The following is a 16,636-nucleotide window of genomic DNA, read 5'->3' on the forward strand; positions in this document are numbered from 1 at the left end:
CATTTCTACTTAAAGGAGAATGTCGGAACTTGTAAGATGGACCTGGCCCAGGTTGACGACGAAATCGGCCACTCCGTCGCCGTCCAGGTCGCCGGCGACGATATTCATGCCGGTGCCATCGACATAGGTCCGGACCTCGCCGGCGTGCTTGCCGAACGCCGCGTCGCCGATGAAGGTCATCGCCTGATCGCCCTTGGCCGAGCTTGGGTCAAACGCCGTGAAGTCCAGCTTGTCCTGGCCACGAACGAAGTCGGTGATCTTGTCGGTGCCACCAGCATTCGCGATGATGAAGATGTCGTTGCCCAAGCCACCGGTGTAGGTGTCGTTGCCGGCACCGCCGTTCAGCTTGTTGGCGACATTGTTGCCCTGAAGGACATCGTCGCCAGCGCCGGTCACACCGTTCTCGATGATCGTGTTGTACGCGATCCCGATGTTTTCGCTCAGGAAGCCTGGATTGCTGGTCCGACCATCGTAGATGGCGTTCCAGAACGCCTGGTCGAAGTCGGTGCCCCAAACCTCGTTGAGCTGCGCCGCATCACCGTAGGTGTAGCCGGTGCTGAACGCACCCGGCCGCAGGTCCAGCACCGTCGGTGCCACGAAGCCGCTGAGGTCCAGCGTGTCGTTGTTGCCACCGGCGTCGTAGATGCTGAGGAACGGGTTCTGGTTAAGCGAGAAATCGTACACGCCGCCCTTGAGGCTGGCACTGGCATTGAAGCCGTACGTCGTATCGCCCGTGCGGGTGGTCAGGTCGGCGCCGTACACTTCCTGAACCGCTGCAATGTCGTGGATCATCGGCGTCTGCGGCGTCTGGTAGTAACCACCGGTCGCCCAGTTCACATAGCCCGTCGCGCCCGAGTTCGCGTGGCTGAAGTAGGACATGATCGAATACTGATAAGTGTCCTGGAAGAACTCGGCGTCGTTGGCATAGGTGATCGGGTCCGGCTTGCCGTCACCGTTATTGTCGTCGCTGGCGTTGTAGTCGCCAGTGTGGCTAAGGCCGATGGCGTGGCCAATCTCGTGGGTCAGTGCGGTCTGCCCATAGCCGCCATAGTACAGGTCGAAGTTATCGTCCTGGCCGGCGTTGACGTACACGTCCCCGTTGATCTTGCCGTACTTGCCCTTGTAGTCGGGGATGAAGGCGGCCGCCTGGCCCGGGCCACCTTCGCCGGTGTTCATGAACAGGATGTCGGCGCCGCGTCCGTTCTTCTCCACGAACTTGGGCGCGATCAGGTCGTCCCACAGCTGGATGGAGGCCCGCGCGGCGTCGCGCTGCTCGGCGTTGAACGGCGAGAACTCCGCGGTCAGCCCGACCAGGTAAGGATCGCTGTTGTACTGGCCGGTCGGCGCACGATCGAGGAAGCTGTAGGTGATCGTGTTGTCGCCATGGACCTGCCACATGCCGCCGGTGCGGGTCAGGTTGTCGACCGCGCCGTCCAGCGTCAGATACTTCTTCCCATTGTACGCCGTTCCCGTCTGGTCCGGGGCGACGTAACGAAGATCGTTTATGGTCGGCAGGTCGCCCTCGGCACGAGGGGTCAGATCGGCTGCGGTGGATAGAAGACGCTGTTGATTCACTACGCACTCCTTCAAGACTTCACCCCCGACCGGACGGGCCGGAGCCCCGCGTTAACCATGCGAGGGGGGCGGACGGGTGATGAGTTCGTCTTTATGGGTCAACCACTTAGCTTGGCTTTTCGACCAACGGCTGAACCGCTGCGCAGACGTAATGGAACCATTCGCCGGTTCGGATCATTGCTGCTCGCGACTTGAGCGAGCGGAGCCATTGACCTTGCCACAACCGTATCTGCGCTGGCCTAGGTCCGCTCCATTCGTCGCACACGCCGACCGCCGCTGATGGCTCGCGCACCTGCCCGCGCTCGCGGCGGTCTCGACATTGATTCGTATAACGCCAAGCGCGACTTCTCGAAGACGGCCGAGCCGAAAGGCCGCAAGCTAAAGGGCAAGGGCGACAGCTTTGTCGTGCAGAAGCACGATGCCAGCCGGCTTCACTGGGATTTTCGCTTAGAACTCGATGGAGTGCTGAAAAGCTGGGCCGTGCCGAAAGGCCCCAGCCTCGACCCCGGCCAGAACCGCCTCGCCATGCGGACGGAGGATCACCCGCTCGACTATGGCACGTTCGAGGGCATCATCCCCAAAGGCGAATATGGCGGCGGCACGGTGATGCTGTGGGATCGCGGCCGCTGGCTGCCGCACCCGGACAAGGACCCGCGCAAGACGCTCGATGACGGCCACCTCCACTTCACCCTCGAAGGCGAGCGGATGAAGGGCGAGTGGGTCATGTTCCGGATGAAGCCCCGCGCCGGCGAGAAGGGCGAGGCGTGGATGCTCAAGAAGGTCACGGACGACTTCGCCAAACCGGATGAGGGCGAGGCGCTGGTCGACGACTGCCTGACCAGCGTCACGACCAACCGCACCATGGCCGAGATCGCGGCCGGCGAAGACGTGTGGGAGTCGAACCGCGGCGGAAAGAAGGGCGGCCGGACCAAGCGCAAGGTCGCCGCGCCGCCACCGCCGTTCCAGGAACCGCAGCTCGCCACGCTGACCGACACGATCCCGAGCGGCAACGACTGGCTCCACGAGTACAAATATGACGGCTACCGCCTGCTGCTGAGCGTCGGGGAGGGAGTTGCCTTGGCCTGGACCCGCGGCGGCAAGGATTGGAGCGACTTCTTCGCGCCCCTTACTGCGGCCGCGGCCAAGCTGCCGCCCAGCTGCCTGCTCGATGGCGAGGCGGTGGCGCTGGACGAGCACGGCAAACCCAGCTTCCAGCTGCTGCAGAACACCCTGAAGGGCGGACCGCGCTCGCGTGGAAAGCCGTCCGACCTCAACCTCGCCTACTACGCCTTCGACCTGCTGATCGATCGCGGCGAGGACATCACCGGCCTCAGCAATTTGGAGCGCAAGCAGCGCCTTGCCGCCCTGCTCAAGACCGCGCCGCCGCCCTTGCTCTACGGCGACCACATCGTCGGCAAGGGCGAGAAACTGTTCACCGCCATTTGCAAGGAGGGCGGAGAGGGGATCATCTCCAAGAAGGCCAGCGCGCCCTACCGCGGCACGCGGACAAAGTGCTGGCTCAAGATCAAATGCATCCAGCGGCAGGAATTCGTGATTGTAGGCTGGCAGGCGAGTGACAAGCGTCGCGGCTTCCGCTCGCTCCACCTCGCGGTCAATGAAGGTGGCGCCCTACGCTACGTCGGCAAGGTCGGCACCGGCTTCGATACCAGGATGATCGAGGAGCTGTCCGCCACCATGGCGCCCATGAAGCGCGACGAACCGGCGCTGGACGTTCCCCGCGCCATGCGCCGCGGGTCCACCTGGATCCAGCCCAAGCTGGTTGCCGAGATCGCTTTCACCGAGTTCACCACGGACGGCGTCCTCCGCCACCCCAGCTTCATCGCCCTGCGCTCCGACAAGGCCGCCAAGGAAGTCGTCCGGGAGACTCCGGCTCCGCTGAAGAAGGCCACCAAACAGCCGACCCTCGCCACCTACGAAAGCCACGGCCTGAAGCTCACCAGCCCCGAACGGGTCGTCTTCCCCGGCGACGAACTCACCAAGGGCGACCTCGCCAACTATTATGCCGCGGTCGCCGACCTGCTTCTGATTGACCTTGCCAACCGCCCGATGACCCTGATCCGCTGCCCGCAGGGTCGCGGCAAGCAGTGCTTTTTTCAGAAACACGACAGCGGCGCGATGGGCCCGCACGTGCTTCACGTCCCGGTCATCGAGAACAAGGGCGAGACCCAGGACTATTTGTATGTGACGGAAGCGCTCGGCGCGCTCGAATGCGTGCAGATGAACACGATCGAGTTCCACGGCTGGGGCAGCCGGGTCGACCCGCTGGAGAACCCCGACCGGCTGGTGTTCGATCTCGACCCCGACGTCGGCCTCGACTTCGACAAGGTGAAGGAAGCGGCGCTGCGCCTGCGCGCGCTGCTCGGCGACCTAGGGCTGACCACCTTCCCGCTGCTCTCCGGCGGCAAAGGCATCCACGTCGTCGCGCCGCTCGACCAGACCCGCGACTGGCCGACGGTGAAGAGCTTCGCCGAACGCTTCAGCCGCGCCATCGCTGAGGCCGAGCCAGAGCTGTTCACCGCCAACATCCGCAAGGTGCAGCGCAAGGGTCGCATCTTCCTCGACTGGCTCCGCAACCAACGCGGCGCCACGGCCGTCATGCCCTATTCCGCCCGCGCTCGCGAAGGCGCGCCGGTCGCCGCTCCGGTGGCATGGAAGGAACTGGACGACCTCACTGCCGCCAACATCTACTCGATCCGGGACGCGGCCACCCTGCTGGAACGCTCGTCCAGCGACCTGCTGAAGGGTTGGGGGCAGGCGAAGCAGGCGCTACCGGACCTCTAACCCGCAAACCGGTCCGTCGCCCGGATCAGCCCGTCCAGCACGCCGGGCTCGCTGTACAGGTGCCCGCCGTCCGGCACGATCTCCAACTCCGCTTCCGGCCACGCGCGGTGGAGCGCCCACGCCGCCCTGGGCGGGGTGCAGGTGTCGTGCCGGCCTTGGACGATCACCGCGGGAATGTGGCGGATCCGCTCCACCCCGCGCAGCAATTGCCCTTCCTCCAGCCAGCCGCCGTGCCGCATGTAGTGGTTCTCAATCCGCGCCACCGCGATCGCCTTGTGGGCTTCCGTGAAATCCTCCAGCGTCTCCGGGCTGGGCAGCAGCGTCACGGTGACGCCCTCCCACCGGCTCCACGCCTTGGCTGCGGCCAACTGCGCCGCCGGATCGTCGCTCGTCAGCCGGCGGTGATAGACCTCGACTAGGTTGCCGCGCTCCGCGTCTGGGATTAGGGCCACGAACTCCTCCCAGCCGTCTGGGTAGACCGCGGACGCGCCGCCTTCCCGGTACAACCAGTCGATCTCGAACTGATCGAACAGGAAGATGCCACGCAAAACCAGCTCCGTGACTCGCTCAGGGTGCGCCTGGGCATAGGCCAGCGCCAGGGTCGAACCCCAGCTGCCGCCGAATACCTGCCACCGCTCACAGCCCATCACTTCTATCCGCAGGCGCTCGATGTCGGCGACCAGGTGCTGGGTGGTGTTCGCTTCAAGGCTGGCGAACGGCTCGGAGCGGCCGCAGCCTCGCTGGTCGAACACCAAGATGCGATAGCGTTCCGGATCGAATTGGCGACGATGGTTAGAGCTAGCACCGCCGCCGGGCCCGCCGTGCAAAAACACCACCGGCTTGCCATGCGGATTGCCGCACAGCTCCCAATAAAGCCGGTGGCCGTCGCCCACCTCCAGCATGCCGTTGCGGAAAGGCTCGATCGAGGGGTACAATGTGCGGCGTTCGGTCATCAAATGAATCTACCCTCGATCGCCAATAGGCACTGTGTCTCAGGTGCAACAGGTTGAGAGTTTGTCCCCGAAGGAACGCCGTGCTCGCAACCGCAGCATGGGCTCGGGACTTAGACGGGCATCCAAGTAACGCGTATCAACAACGAAAGGGGAAACCCATGAAGCGCATGCTATTGGCAACGGCGATCGCCGCGGCCGTCATCGCCACGCCGGCCGCCGCCCGCGACGGCCGTGGCTACTTCGGAGTGGAGGGCGGCCTGCTCTTCCCGAAGGACCAGAACGGCGACGTATTCGTCGACTACACCACCACCCAAACGCCGGCGACCACGCCGCTGTTCGTCGGTCCGGCCGACACCAGCTTCAACAATGCGTACGGCCTGAACTACAAGCGTGGCCTCGACCTCGACTTGGTCGCCGGCTACGACTTCGGCATGTTTCGGCTTGAGGGTGAACTCGGCTGGAAGCGCGCCAACCTCGACGACTTCGACGTCGATACCGGCTTCATCACCAGCCTCAACGCCGGCCTGAACCGCCCGGCTGGCACCGGCGACCCCGTCGGCGCCAACGCTGCGCTAACCGGCGGAAGCTTCGATCTCGATGGCCGTACCAAGGTGCTGTCGGGCATGATCAACGCGTTGGTCGACTTCGGCAACGAGGACGGCGTCAGCTTCTACGCCGGAGGTGGTGCCGGCCGGGCGCGCGTCAGCTTCGCCGGCGACCGCGACAATGCCTGGGCGTTCCAGGGCATCGCGGGTGTTCGCTTCGCCCTCAGCCCGAACGTCGACCTCGGCGTGAAGTATCGCTACTTCCGCACCGGCAAGGTGAACCTCGCAGGTGACTCGGTGCTGCCGCTGGCCGGCAATGCCGATGCCGTCGTCGTTGGCACCACGCCGGTGCTGGCGACCACCAATGCGGTGCTGTCGACCGACTTCGATCAGAAGTTCCGCAGCCACTCGCTGCTGGCCTCGCTCATCTTCAACTTCGGTGGCGCCGCGGCTGCCCCGCCGCCCCCGCCGCCGCCGCCTCCGCCGCCCCCGCCGCCGCCTCCGGCGACGCAGACCTGCCCGGATGGTTCGGTGATCCTGGCGACTGACACCTGCCCGGTGCCGCCGCCGCCGCCGCCGCCGCCGCCGCCGGCTCCCGAACGGGGCTAAGGCTCAAGCCGGAAGGGAAGAGGGTCGCTCCACGGAGCGGCCCTTTTTCTTGACTCGCGCGCCCGCATCCGCTTGAGAGCGCATCACATCGGCGGGCTTCGGCTCGCCGTTTGCTTTGGGGCTTGGGCAGCGCCCCTTACTGCTGCCTGGCTGGGGATACCTCGCACGGTCCCCCGACGAACGAAAGGAAAGACCTATGCGCCATCGTGTTGGCGGCCGTAAGCTTCAGCGCACCTCGGCCCACCGTGCAGCCCTGTTCCGCAACATGGCCGCTGCCCTCATCAAGCACGAGCAGATCACCACCACGCTGGCCAAGGCTAAGGAGCTCCGCCCCTATACCGAGAAGCTGGTGACCCTGGCCAAGAAGGGCGGCCTGTCCAACCGCCGCCTGGCGCACGCCCGCCTGCTCGACGACGCGCAACTTGTGAAGCTGTTTGACACGCTTGCCGCGCGTTACGCGGGCCGCAACGGCGGCTACACTCGCGTGATCAAGGCTGGCATCCGTCAGTCGGACGCGGCGCCGATGGCGATCATCGAGTTCGTCGACCGGGACGTCAGCGCCAAGGGCCAGGACTCCGGTCCGATGATGACGGACGAGGATTTGGACGAAGCGGCCTGATTACGGGCAGCCCATTCGATCCCACGAAGGCCGCTCCATTCGGGGCGGCCTTTTTCGCGTCAGGCGGCGGCGCGGCCTGGAAGGCCGAGCATCTCGGTTTCGAGGTCGGCTTGGCTGAACGGGATCGGCGCGCCCATGTGGCCCAGCCGCTCCAGATAGAGCCGTGCGAAATGATGGTGTCTCTCGCGCGCTTGCGCGGTCAGGGAGCGGCGGGCCGCTCCAAGTTCCTCGACGGCACGGCGCCAGTAGTAACGAGCGTCAGCTTCCATGCGACTGCATCCCCCCAGAGGTGCTTGGCACTGGTGCGGCGCGGAACCACCCCAATGGCCCGAGTCGCACAGCCAAGGTAACGCAAGCGCAGCCGATGGTGGAGTCCCCAGCCTCGGCTTGAGCCGCGCACCCGGAAGGTGTTGAAGAAGCGTTAACGTCAGAAAGGGCGTGTCGCGCGCCCGCCTGAGCCCCAGACCTTACTTTACCAGTTCGACCTGCTCGAACTCGAGCTCGACCGGAGTCGCACGGCCAAAAATCGACACGCCGACCTTCACCCGGCCGCGATCGAAATCGAGTTCCTCGACCACCCCGTTGAAGCTGGCAAACGGGCCGTCCAACACCTTCACGGCGTCGCCGATCTCGTAATCGACGCTGACCTTCTGCTTGGGCGCGGCAGCGGCGGCCTCTTCCTTGGTGTTGAGGATGCGTGCAGCCTCCGCCTCACTGATGGCCTGCGGCTTGCCGTTGGGGCCCAGGAAGCCGGTCACCTTGGGCGTATTCTTGACGAGGTGGTAGACGTCGTCGTTCATGCCCAGCTTCGCCAGCACGTAGCCCGGGAAAAACTTGCGGTCGCTGGTCACCTTCTTCCCGCGCCGGACCTCCGTCACCTTCTCGGTCGGAACCTCGACGTTCTCAACCAGCTGCTCAAGTCCCAGTCGCTTGGCCTCGCTCAGGATCGACTCGCGGACCTTGTTCTCGAAGCCGGAATAGGCGTGGATGATGTACCAGCGGGACATGAGTGGTGGTCCTTGTTCGAGGGCGTCAGCCGAGCAGGCCGAGCAGCCACTGGACGATGGCGGCGAAGAAGCTGTCGACGCCGAAGAAGAAGAGGGCGAGCAGGCTGGTCATGATGAACACCATGACGGCGGTCATCCACGTCTCTCGGCCGGTCGGCCACACGACCTTGCGAGCCTCGGTTCGCACCTGGCGCGCGAACTCTCCGGGAGACGTCTTGGCCACGGGTCTCTGCTTCCTCTTCGCGATAGAAAAACGAGGTCCGCGGGCATCCCCGCCGGACCTCGATCGACAGGCGATGTAGCGGCAACCGTGCCTGCCTTCAAGCGGGCCGTCACCGAAGTAACGTCCATCACGTCCGTCGTGACTTCGCGCGCCGGCCGGCGTTTCGCGCCCGCCAGGCGCACCAATCAAGAAGCTCCCGCTTCTTCGCTCGCTCCGGCCTGGCAGGGGCAGAGGGACTCGAACCCACGACCCTCGGTTTTGGAGACCGATGCTCTACCAACTGAGCTATACCCCTAGGCCGGTCGGACCCTTGCAGGACCGGCGCGCGAAGTAGCCGTGAAGCGGTCCGCGCGCAAGGCGCTCAGGCAGCGATGTCGAAGGGCACGATCTCGCCCGAAAGATACAGGTTCCGGGCCTTGGTCCGCGACAGCTTTCCCGAGCTCGTGCGCGGCAGGCTGCGCGGCGGGACCAGCTCCACGACCGGCGTGATGCCGGTAATCGCCCGGACCCGCTCGCGGATGTCGTCGCGCAGGCGCCCACGCTCTTCCGGGTCGGATACCCGGCAGTGAACCAGCACCGCCGGCTGCTCCTCGCCGCTCGGGCCGGTGATTGCGAATGCGGCGATGTCTCCGGACTTGAAGCCGGGTAGCTGCTCCACCGCCCACTCGATGTCCTGCGGCCAGTGATTGCGGCCATTGATGATGATCATGTCCTTGGCCCGGCCGACGATGAAGATGTAGCCGCTCGACAGATAGCCCATGTCGCCGGTGTCCAGCCACCCGTCCTTCATGCAGGCGTCGGTCGATTCCTGGTCACGATAATAGCCGACCATCAGGCTGGCGCCCTTGACCCACACCTTGCCGATCTGCCGGTCGGCCATGACGCTGCCGTCCGCGTCGCGGATCTCGATGGTCATGCCCTGCACGGGCTTGCCGCAGTTGACGATCGCCCGGTAGCGGCGGGGTCGTTCCTGCGCGGGGGTGCCGGCGCCGCTCAGCTCGCTTTCCTCAACCAGCTCGACCCGGATGCCCTCACCCGGCGGCATCAGGCTGACTGCCAGCGTCGCTTCGGCCAGGCCATAGCTCGGGCAAAAAGCATGTGCCTTGAAGCCGGCGTCGGCGAACGCATCCACGAACGCCTGCATTACGTCCGGCCGGATCATGTCGGCGCCGTTGCCCGCCACCCGCCAGCGCGACAAGTCGAACCGGTCGGACGCGCGGGTCTGCGACGAGATGCGCCGGGCGCAGATGTCGTAGCCGAACGTCGGCGAATAGCTGACGGTGGTGCCCGGGTTGCGGCTGATTAGGTCGAGCCAGGCAAGCGGCCGGCGAGCGAAATCCTCCGTCTTCATGTAATCAACCGAAATCTGCTGCGACAGCGGTGACAGCAAGCAGCCGACCAGCCCCATGTCATGGTACCACGGCAGCCAGCTGACGCAGCGGTCGCTGTCGCGCACCTGCAAGCCCACGCCATGCGCCTTGAGGTTGTCGAGCAAGGCATGGTGCGTCACGGCCACGCCATGCGGGAAGCGGGTCGAGCCGCTGCTATATTGCAGGTAGGCGATCTCCTGCGGGTCGGCTGCGGGCAGGGCAGCCGCCTCGTCCGGCACTACGTCGGCAAGGCTTTCCCAGCTGCGGCCCTCGACGCCGCGCTGCTCAGCTGCGGCAGCCGCGAAATCCTCCAGCTCGGCCGGATACAGGAACAGCTTGGGGTCGCAGCTCTGCAGCATGACCTTCAGTTGTTCGACATAAGCTTCGCGCCCACCGAAGCTGGTCGGCAGCGGCAGCGGCACCGGCCACAAGCCAGCGTAGATCGCGCCGAAGAAGCAGGCGGCGAACTCCGGTCCGGTCTCCGCCACAAGCGCCAGCCGGTCGCCCTTGGCGAGACCGAGCGCCATGAACCGACGCGCATGCGCCAGCGCGTCGCGGCGCAGTTCGGCATAAGGATAAGCCTGCGCCAGATTGCCGCGCGCATCGTGGAAGTTCAGCCCGCGCCGACCACCAGCGGCATAATCGAGCGCCTCGCCCAAGGTGGCGAAATCGGCAATCCGACGCGGCAGCGGATCTAGGGTCGGGGTAGCGCCTGGGGGAGCAAGGTGGGTCGATGCGGAGTGACGGTCGAGCACGCCTATGTCCTGTTCTGATCGCATGGCTGGGTGCCGCAGGGTTCGCCCACGCCACATGGTTAGCATTTTCTTGAAGCTCCATAGTGTGGCACAAACAAGGCGTGGGCCGGGGAACAGAGGACAGTGATGGGCCGGCAAGGGGCCGCCGGGCGCCGCGGCCGCTCGATGAGGAGCGCCTGCGCGAGCTCGCGCTCCATTACGTTGGTCGCTTCGCTACCACTCGCGCCAAGCTAGCGGCCTATCTCAATCGCAAGCTGCGGGAGCGCGGCTGGGCGGGGGAGGGGGCGCCCGACCTCCACGTACTTGTCGAACGTCTGGCCGAGCTCGGTTATATCGACGATCGCGCCTTCGGCGTCGCCAAGGCGGGCTCGCTGACGGCGCGCGGTTACGGCACGCGCCGGGTGCACCAAGCGCTGAAACTGGCCGGCGTCACCGACGAGGACGCAGTCGATGGCGCTGCGGTGGCAGAGGAGCGCGCAGCCGACGCTGCCCTGCGCTACGCCTCGCGCCGGCGGATTGGGCCGTTCGCGCTGGAGCCGCACGACCCAGTCCAGCGCGAGAAGGCCCTTGCCGCGATGATAAGGGCAGGTCACGACTTCGCGCTCGCGCGGGCCATCGTCGATGCAAAGCCCGGAATTCCGCCAGACCTGTAACCCGCTCGTTTTATTGGGATTCATAACCGTTCCGTTACGGTTTTGCTAACGGCCCGGTGACCATGCTATAGTTGCGTCGTGCAACCGGAACGCGCGTACTCAGCGGGAAACGACTCGGCGGCGGAGGCACCCTCCGACGCTCCTGCCTTGCGAACTGCTGCCCGGATCAAGTGGTTCGATGCCACCCGCGGCTTCGGCTTTGCGGTGGCCGACGATGTCGACGGCGACATCCTGCTGCATTTTTCAGCGCTCAAGGAGCATAACAGGCGCAGCCTGCCGGAAGGGGCGCTTGTGGAAGTGGAAGTGGTGCGGCAGAACCGCGGCCTGCAGGCGAGCCGCGTGCTGTCGATCGATCTGAGCCAGGCGCTGGTGCAACGGGTGCAGCCCGTTGGCAATCCGGCCGATCGGGCCGACCGCCAGGCGCTGCTCGACGAGGCAGGCCCGTTCGAGCTGGTGGAGGTCAAGTGGTTCAATCGCGTAAAAGGCTACGGCTTTGTCAATCGCGCCGGGGACCCTGCGAACGACATCTTCCTGCACATGGAGACCGTGCGCCGGGCGGGCCTTGGCGAATTGGAACCGGGCCAGCGGCTGGATGCTCGGATCGCGAACGGCAAGAAGGGTCTCACTGCCGTCGACCTGCAACCTGTGGGTTGAGATTTTCGGCGGCGGCCCTGCTGTTGCCGCTGTCGGTCGCCGCTTGTCAGCCGGGCTCCGTGCAGCAGGCGCTGGGATCTGAGTCGGGCACCACGGGGCAGGCGCTGGAACGCGCCCCCTCCGGGCTTGAGCAGAAGGTCCTCACCGTCCGCACCACCGCCGGCCAGCTACATCGCTTTACCGTGGAGGTCGCCCGCAGCCCGCAGGAGCAGGAGCAGGGCCTGATGAACCGCCAGAGCCTGGCGCCCGATCGCGGCATGATCTTTCCCTACGCCCCGCCGCAACCGGTCAGCTTCTGGATGAAGAACACCTACATTCCCCTCGACATGCTGTTCATCCGCCCGGACAATTCGATCGCCCGGGTCGAAACCGCCGTCCCGCTCAACCTGGACCCGGTGCCAAGCCTCGAGCCGATCTCCGCGGTCCTGGAGATTCCAGGCGGCCGCGCGGCCGAGCTCGGGATCAAGCCGGGCGACCGGGTCAGCTGGTAGGAATCGGTCACGGCTGGCGCTTGCGCTTGCCGTTACGAGCGGGCAGGGACGCCCCCATGGGACTCCTCGGCAGCATCTTCACCTGGTGGAATGGGGCGACACTTGGCACGTCGCTGTTCACACGCCGGTTCGGCAACCAGGTCGGCAAGGACGCGCTCGGTAACCTCTACTTCGTCCACGCCAAGAACCCGGCTCGTCGCTGGGTCATCTACAACGGCAGCAACGACGCCAGCCGCACCCCGCCGGAGTGGCAGAGCTGGCTGCGCGGCCAGATCGACGACGTGCCTGACAAGGCGCTGCCCCCGCGCCGTCCATTCCAGAAGCCCGCCGTGCCCAACCTCACTGGCACCGGGGAGACGTACCGGCCTTCCGGCTCGCTCAGCCGCGGCGGGCAGCGTCCGGCGGCCACGGGCGACTACCAGGCCTGGACTCCCGAATAAGGTGGCGGCCAAGCGCCTGACCGGACTGCTGCTGCTTGGCCTTGCCCTGGCCGGCTGCGACCGGCTGCCCGGCAGTGGCAACCGCCAGGAGGCGCAGCCCGCCGCCGGCCAGCCGCAAATTGCGCCCGTTGCTGCCCAGCAATCCACACAGGTGCCCGGCGCAACTCCGATGGCGGAGCGAGTGGCGGTGATCGGCATCCTCAACAAGCGCAATGGCATTTCCCGCGATCTCCGGATGCGGCCCGGCCAGGCTGCCAGGGGCAACGACATCATCGTCCGCCTCGGCGCGTGCGAGACCACTCCGCCGTGGGAGTTCGACAAGCTCACCGGCGCCTTTGTGCAGGTCGATGTGCAGCAGCCGGGCGGCCAATGGCGCCGCGTCTTCTCTGGCTGGCTGTACAAGGAATCGCCGTCGCTGAACGTGGTCGAGCACCCGGTCTACGACGTCTGGGTCAAGAGCTGCGCGATGACCTTCCCTGCCGGTCCGTCCGCCCCGGCCGCTCCGCGCGCCGACAGCAGCTCGTCCAATGCGGCGAACGAGGCTCGCCCGTCTCGCCGCGCCAGGTCAGCGCCGCCGCCCAGCGCCGAGCCCAGCAACGCCGAGTAGAGCGTCCGCGGCACCACAATCGCGCCCAGCGACGCCAGGTGATCGGTGATGAATTGGCAGTCTAGCAGGGTGAACCGGCCGACCTTCAGCCGCGCTACCAGCCACGCCAGCGCCACCTTGGACGCATCCGTCTCCCGGCTGAACATGCTTTCGCCGAAGAAGGCACGGCCGAGCTTCACGCCGTATATGCCGCCGACCAGCCTGCTTCCACGCCATACCTCGACGCTATGCGCCGCGCCTTGCGCGTGGAGGTCGTGCATGGCCTGTTCGATCGGACCGTTGATCCAGGTCTCGGGCCGGTCGGCGCAGCCGAGGATCACGCCGGCGAAGTCGCGATCACGGGTGACGTGGAAGCGCCCGGACCGCAGCCGCTTCGCCAGGGAGCGCGACAGGTGGAAGCCGTCGATCGGCAGGATCGCGCGCTCGCGCGGCTCGACCCAGAACAGCTCGTCCGTGTCGCGGGTTTCCGCCATAGGGAAGATGCCGCTGGCATAGCCCTGCAGTACCAGCCGAGGATCGAGCCGGATCACGTGGCTCGCCCGACAAGGCCCGCCGCGTCCGCGCCGCTCAGAGTATGTCCCGGACCGCGTCCTGCGGCCGGCACAGGCGGACACCCTTCTCGGTCCTGACCAACGGTCGCTCGACCAGTACCGGGTGCGCCGCCATCGCCTGCAACACTGCCTCGTCGTCCGCGCCGGCCAACCCCAGCTCCATTGCCAGCTCCTCCTTGGCGCGCAGGCCGTCGCGGGGCCGCATTCCGGCTTCGGCATACAATCCGGCCAATTCGTCGCGGGTCAGCGGCTGCTTCAAATACTCGACCACCGTCACCTCCGCGCCATGCTCGCGCAGGATGTCGAGCGTCTTACGCGACGTGCCGCACGCCGGATTGTGGTAGATGGTCGCCTTCATGCAGCTGCCCCTGCCGCATCCGCGTCCGGTTCGGCAAGCCGGCTCACATGGTCCTGCGGGATCGCCAGTCGGACCTGCAGCCCGTCGTCGGCCCAGGTGTAAGCGACGGAGCCGCGCAGCTGCCGCTCCACGCTGTTGCGGATCACCTTGGACCCGAACCCGGCGCGGCCGGGTGGCGTCCCGCCCGGGCAGCCGTACTCGTGCCATTGAAGAATCGCCTGTCCATCGCGCACGGACCAGCTCAGGTCCACCCGGCCGCCGATCCGCGACAGCGCGCCATATTTGGCGGCGTTGGTGGCTAGCTCGTGCAGCACCAGCGCCAGGCTCTGGGCCGCTGCCGGCTTGAGTCGGAGGTGCGGCCCGTCGATCGTGACTCGCGCACTGTCCCGCTCAGCGTACGGCGCGAGCTCCTCGTGCGCGAGCGGCATCAAGTCCACTCCGGACCAGCGCGAACTGGCCAGCAGGCTGTGCGCCCGTGCCAGCGACTGGATGCGTCCCGTGATGGCATCCTTGAGCGCATCCGCGTCATCGGCGCGGGTGAGCTGCACAACCGACTGCACCACCGCCAGCAGGTTCTTCGCGCGGTGATCGACTTCGCGGGCTAGCAGCTGCTCCCGCTCCTCCGCAACCTTGCGCTCAGTTACGTCCATCACCAACCCGATCACCCGCGTCGGCCTGCCGTCCGCGCCGCGTTCGATCTGACCCGTATCCGCCAGCCAAATGTGACGTCCGTCGGCGGCCACCGCGCGATATTCCATCGCGAATCGCTCGAATCGCTCGAGGGCGACCCGGACGGTGTTGCGGAACGCCGGCACGTCATCAGGGTGGATGTGCTGCTCCCACCCGTGCTGGGTCGGCACGATCCGGTCGGGCGCGAGGCCGCACAGCTCCGCGATCAGCGGATCGCGGCTGATCAGGCCCGTCGCCACGTCGATCTCGTACAGCGACGAGCGCGCCGCCCGCTGCGCCGTCTCGGCCCGCTGCGCCATCCGGACCAGCTCCTCCCGCCGCTGGTGCCGCTCGGTTACGTCCGTGCTGGTGCCGACGATGCCGATTACCTGCCCGCCCTGGTTGCGCAGCGGTGCCTTGACCGACAGGAAGATGCGGGTGCCGCTATCGCCCGTTACCTGTTCCTCCAGTTCCTCGGCCTTGCCCGTGCTCATGATGCGGCGATCGTTGCGGCGGAACTCGGCAGCATCCTCCGGGCCGGCGAAGTCGGCGTCCGTCCGCCCGATCAGTTCGGCCACATCACAGCCGTAGAGTTCCAGCACCGCCTGGTTGGCGTAGATGAACCGGCCCTCCCGGTCCTTGGCGTAGATGAGGCTCGGCGCTGCATCGCCGATTACGTTGAGCAGAGACGTCGTCCGCTGCAGCTCCTCGCGTGCCGACAGCTCCTTGCCGATTGCGTCGGTCAGGCGCAGCTGGCTGTCGCGTTCGTGGACTGCGGCCGCGAGCAGTAGCTTGGTCAAGCTGGTCACCGTGAGGAACTGCTGCAGCAGGACCAAGTCGGCGCTGGCTGGCCCGCCCAGCACAAACGGGCCGTGACCCATGCTGGTCCCGGCACTCGCCACCAGCGACACGATCACCAGGCCAGCCGCCGCGCCCGGCACCCGGTACAGCAAGGCGATACAGGCCAAGATCGGAAAGACCAGCCAGGCCCTCGGCACCTGCCCCCCGAAGAACACGGCGGCCGTGATCGCCGCCAGCATCACCAGCGAAACGGCCAGGCCAACCTGCCGCCGCGTCACCAGGGCGTCGCTCCGGAGGCCGGCCAGACTCAAGATCAGCGCGCCCACCGACAGGATGCCGACCGCGTCGCCGAAGAACCAGGTTTCCAGCACGCCACCAGCCGCCGCAAGCGGAACTACGTCACGCACCAGCAGGATGCCGACCCCGGCTGTCGCGGCCATGGCGGACGAAACGGCGGCGGCAGCAACCAGAACAAGGACCTCCCGCACACAGGTGAGCGCAAGCGGACCCGGCTGCAGCCGGCGGACCAGGGTCGCTGCGACCAGCGCAGCCAGGCCGTTGCTCAACCCGATCGCCGCCTGGGCAACCAGCGGTTGATCCGCGCCCGTCAACTGCGCCGCGAGGACGAAGCCGAGCGCCACGGCCGGCCACAACCGCCGGCCGCCCAGCAACAAGGCGGCGAAGGCGACCCCCGCGGCCGGCCAGATCGGCGAAGCAACCCCACTCACGGTGGCCCAGCGCAGGCCAGCGGCCGCGGTCAGCGCATAAACAAGCAGCAGCAACACGAAGAACAGGGGAAAGGAAGCGCGCCGCTCCTCCTGTCCCATCTGCCCCGTCGCGTTCTTCGCAGCTGTAGCCGCCAGCGAAGACTGCTCGTTCATGAATGCGAAACTATTCGCCGACGCGACGCACGCAAGGATTCATTGCTTAATGTGGGTTTATGCTGGACCAAAG

At 66.5% G+C, this 16,636-nt stretch carries 16 protein-coding genes, 1 tRNA gene and 1 pseudogene; 8 read left to right on the forward strand and 10 right to left on the reverse strand.

Going from position 1 to position 16,636, the window contains the following annotated elements:
- Positions 1–9: 9 nt before the first annotated feature.
- Positions 10–1,575, reverse strand: a complete 1,566-nt coding sequence (locus tag OMW55_RS10350) for a M10 family metallopeptidase C-terminal domain-containing protein (protein ID WP_264882932.1) — start codon at positions 1,573–1,575, stop codon at positions 10–12.
- 279 nt (positions 1,576–1,854) lie between these two features.
- Between OMW55_RS10350 and ligD the strand changes: the two genes are divergently transcribed.
- A complete protein-coding gene (gene ligD / locus OMW55_RS10355; protein ID WP_264882935.1) occupies positions 1,855–4,377 on the forward strand; it encodes a DNA ligase D in 2,523 nt (840 codons plus the stop codon).
- On the opposite strand, the gene pip is transcribed toward ligD, so the two are convergent.
- On the reverse strand, positions 4,374–5,330 hold the full coding sequence (gene pip, locus OMW55_RS10360; protein WP_264882936.1) for a prolyl aminopeptidase: 957 nt from the start codon (positions 5,328–5,330) through the stop codon (positions 4,374–4,376). The genes ligD and pip overlap by 4 nt on opposite strands.
- Positions 5,331–5,488: 158 nt before the next feature.
- Between pip and OMW55_RS10365 the strand changes: the two genes are divergently transcribed.
- Positions 5,489–6,484: an outer membrane protein gene (locus OMW55_RS10365; protein ID WP_264882938.1), complete on the forward strand. Its 996-nt coding sequence runs from the start codon at positions 5,489–5,491 to the stop codon at positions 6,482–6,484.
- Positions 6,485–6,680: 196 nt separating this feature from the next.
- Positions 6,681–7,103, forward strand: a complete 423-nt coding sequence (gene rplQ, locus OMW55_RS10370) for a 50S ribosomal protein L17 (protein ID WP_264882940.1) — start codon at positions 6,681–6,683, stop codon at positions 7,101–7,103.
- A 59-nt stretch (positions 7,104–7,162) separates the two neighbouring features.
- Here rplQ and OMW55_RS10375 read toward each other — a convergent pair whose 3' ends face one another.
- The 5 genes from OMW55_RS10375 to OMW55_RS10395 form a co-directional block, all read right to left on the reverse strand.
- Positions 7,163–7,372: a hypothetical protein gene (locus OMW55_RS10375; RefSeq protein ID WP_264882942.1), complete on the reverse strand. Its 210-nt coding sequence runs from the start codon at positions 7,370–7,372 to the stop codon at positions 7,163–7,165.
- A 198-nt stretch (positions 7,373–7,570) separates the two neighbouring features.
- The gene (gene nusG, locus OMW55_RS10380; RefSeq protein ID WP_264882944.1) at positions 7,571–8,110 is read right to left on the reverse strand and encodes a transcription termination/antitermination protein NusG; all 540 of its coding nucleotides are present in this window, start codon (positions 8,108–8,110) and stop codon (positions 7,571–7,573) included.
- 25 nt (positions 8,111–8,135) lie between these two features.
- On the reverse strand, positions 8,136–8,333 hold the full coding sequence (gene secE, locus OMW55_RS10385) for a preprotein translocase subunit SecE (protein WP_264882946.1): 198 nt from the start codon (positions 8,331–8,333) through the stop codon (positions 8,136–8,138).
- A gap of 219 nt (positions 8,334–8,552) precedes the next feature.
- A tRNA-Trp gene (locus tag OMW55_RS10390) sits at positions 8,553–8,628 on the reverse strand.
- 66 nt (positions 8,629–8,694) lie between these two features.
- On the reverse strand, positions 8,695–10,482 hold the full coding sequence (locus OMW55_RS10395; RefSeq protein ID WP_407822135.1) for a fatty acyl-AMP ligase: 1,788 nt from the start codon (positions 10,480–10,482) through the stop codon (positions 8,695–8,697).
- A 77-nt stretch (positions 10,483–10,559) separates the two neighbouring features.
- On the opposite strand from OMW55_RS10395, the gene OMW55_RS10400 reads away from it, so the two are divergent.
- The 5 genes and pseudogenes from OMW55_RS10400 to OMW55_RS13975 form a co-directional block, all read left to right on the forward strand.
- Positions 10,560–11,111, forward strand: a complete 552-nt coding sequence (locus OMW55_RS10400; RefSeq protein WP_264882950.1) for a regulatory protein RecX — start codon at positions 10,560–10,562, stop codon at positions 11,109–11,111.
- A gap of 147 nt (positions 11,112–11,258) precedes the next feature.
- Complete coding sequence (locus OMW55_RS10405; RefSeq protein ID WP_264882951.1) at positions 11,259–11,765, forward strand: cold-shock protein; 507 nt, start codon at positions 11,259–11,261, stop codon at positions 11,763–11,765.
- Positions 11,762–12,256: a DUF192 domain-containing protein gene (locus tag OMW55_RS10410; protein ID WP_264882953.1), complete on the forward strand. Its 495-nt coding sequence runs from the start codon at positions 11,762–11,764 to the stop codon at positions 12,254–12,256. Before OMW55_RS10405 ends, OMW55_RS10410 begins: the two co-directional genes overlap by 4 nt.
- A 56-nt stretch (positions 12,257–12,312) precedes the next feature.
- On the forward strand, positions 12,313–12,696 hold the full coding sequence (locus OMW55_RS10415) for an NADH:ubiquinone oxidoreductase subunit NDUFA12 (RefSeq protein ID WP_264882954.1): 384 nt from the start codon (positions 12,313–12,315) through the stop codon (positions 12,694–12,696).
- A 235-nt stretch (positions 12,697–12,931) separates the two neighbouring features.
- Positions 12,932–13,099, forward strand: a pseudogene (locus OMW55_RS13975) (DUF2155 domain-containing protein); the annotation flags it as partial.
- Between the two features lie 35 nt (positions 13,100–13,134).
- On the opposite strand, the gene aat reads toward OMW55_RS13975, so the two are convergent.
- Genes aat through OMW55_RS10435 form a run of 3 tightly spaced genes read right to left on the reverse strand, consistent with a single transcriptional unit; the run spans position 13,135 to position 16,563 of the window.
- Positions 13,135–13,830 (reverse strand): leucyl/phenylalanyl-tRNA--protein transferase, encoded by a 696-nt coding sequence (gene aat, locus OMW55_RS10425; protein WP_264883984.1) that lies wholly within the window; start codon positions 13,828–13,830, stop codon positions 13,135–13,137.
- 40 nt (positions 13,831–13,870) lie between these two features.
- Complete coding sequence (arsC, locus tag OMW55_RS10430; protein WP_264882956.1) at positions 13,871–14,212, reverse strand: arsenate reductase (glutaredoxin); 342 nt, start codon at positions 14,210–14,212, stop codon at positions 13,871–13,873.
- Entirely contained in the window at positions 14,209–16,563 is a 2,355-nt protein-coding gene (locus tag OMW55_RS10435) for a PAS domain-containing protein (RefSeq protein ID WP_264882957.1), read from the reverse strand. Before OMW55_RS10435 ends, arsC begins: the two co-directional genes overlap by 4 nt.
- Between the last annotated feature and the right edge of the window lie 73 nt (positions 16,564–16,636).

Origin of the sequence: Sphingomonas arvum, from assembly GCF_026013565.1 — a bacterium.
Taxonomy (GTDB): Bacteria; Pseudomonadota; Alphaproteobacteria; order Sphingomonadales; family Sphingomonadaceae; genus Sphingomicrobium; species Sphingomicrobium arvum.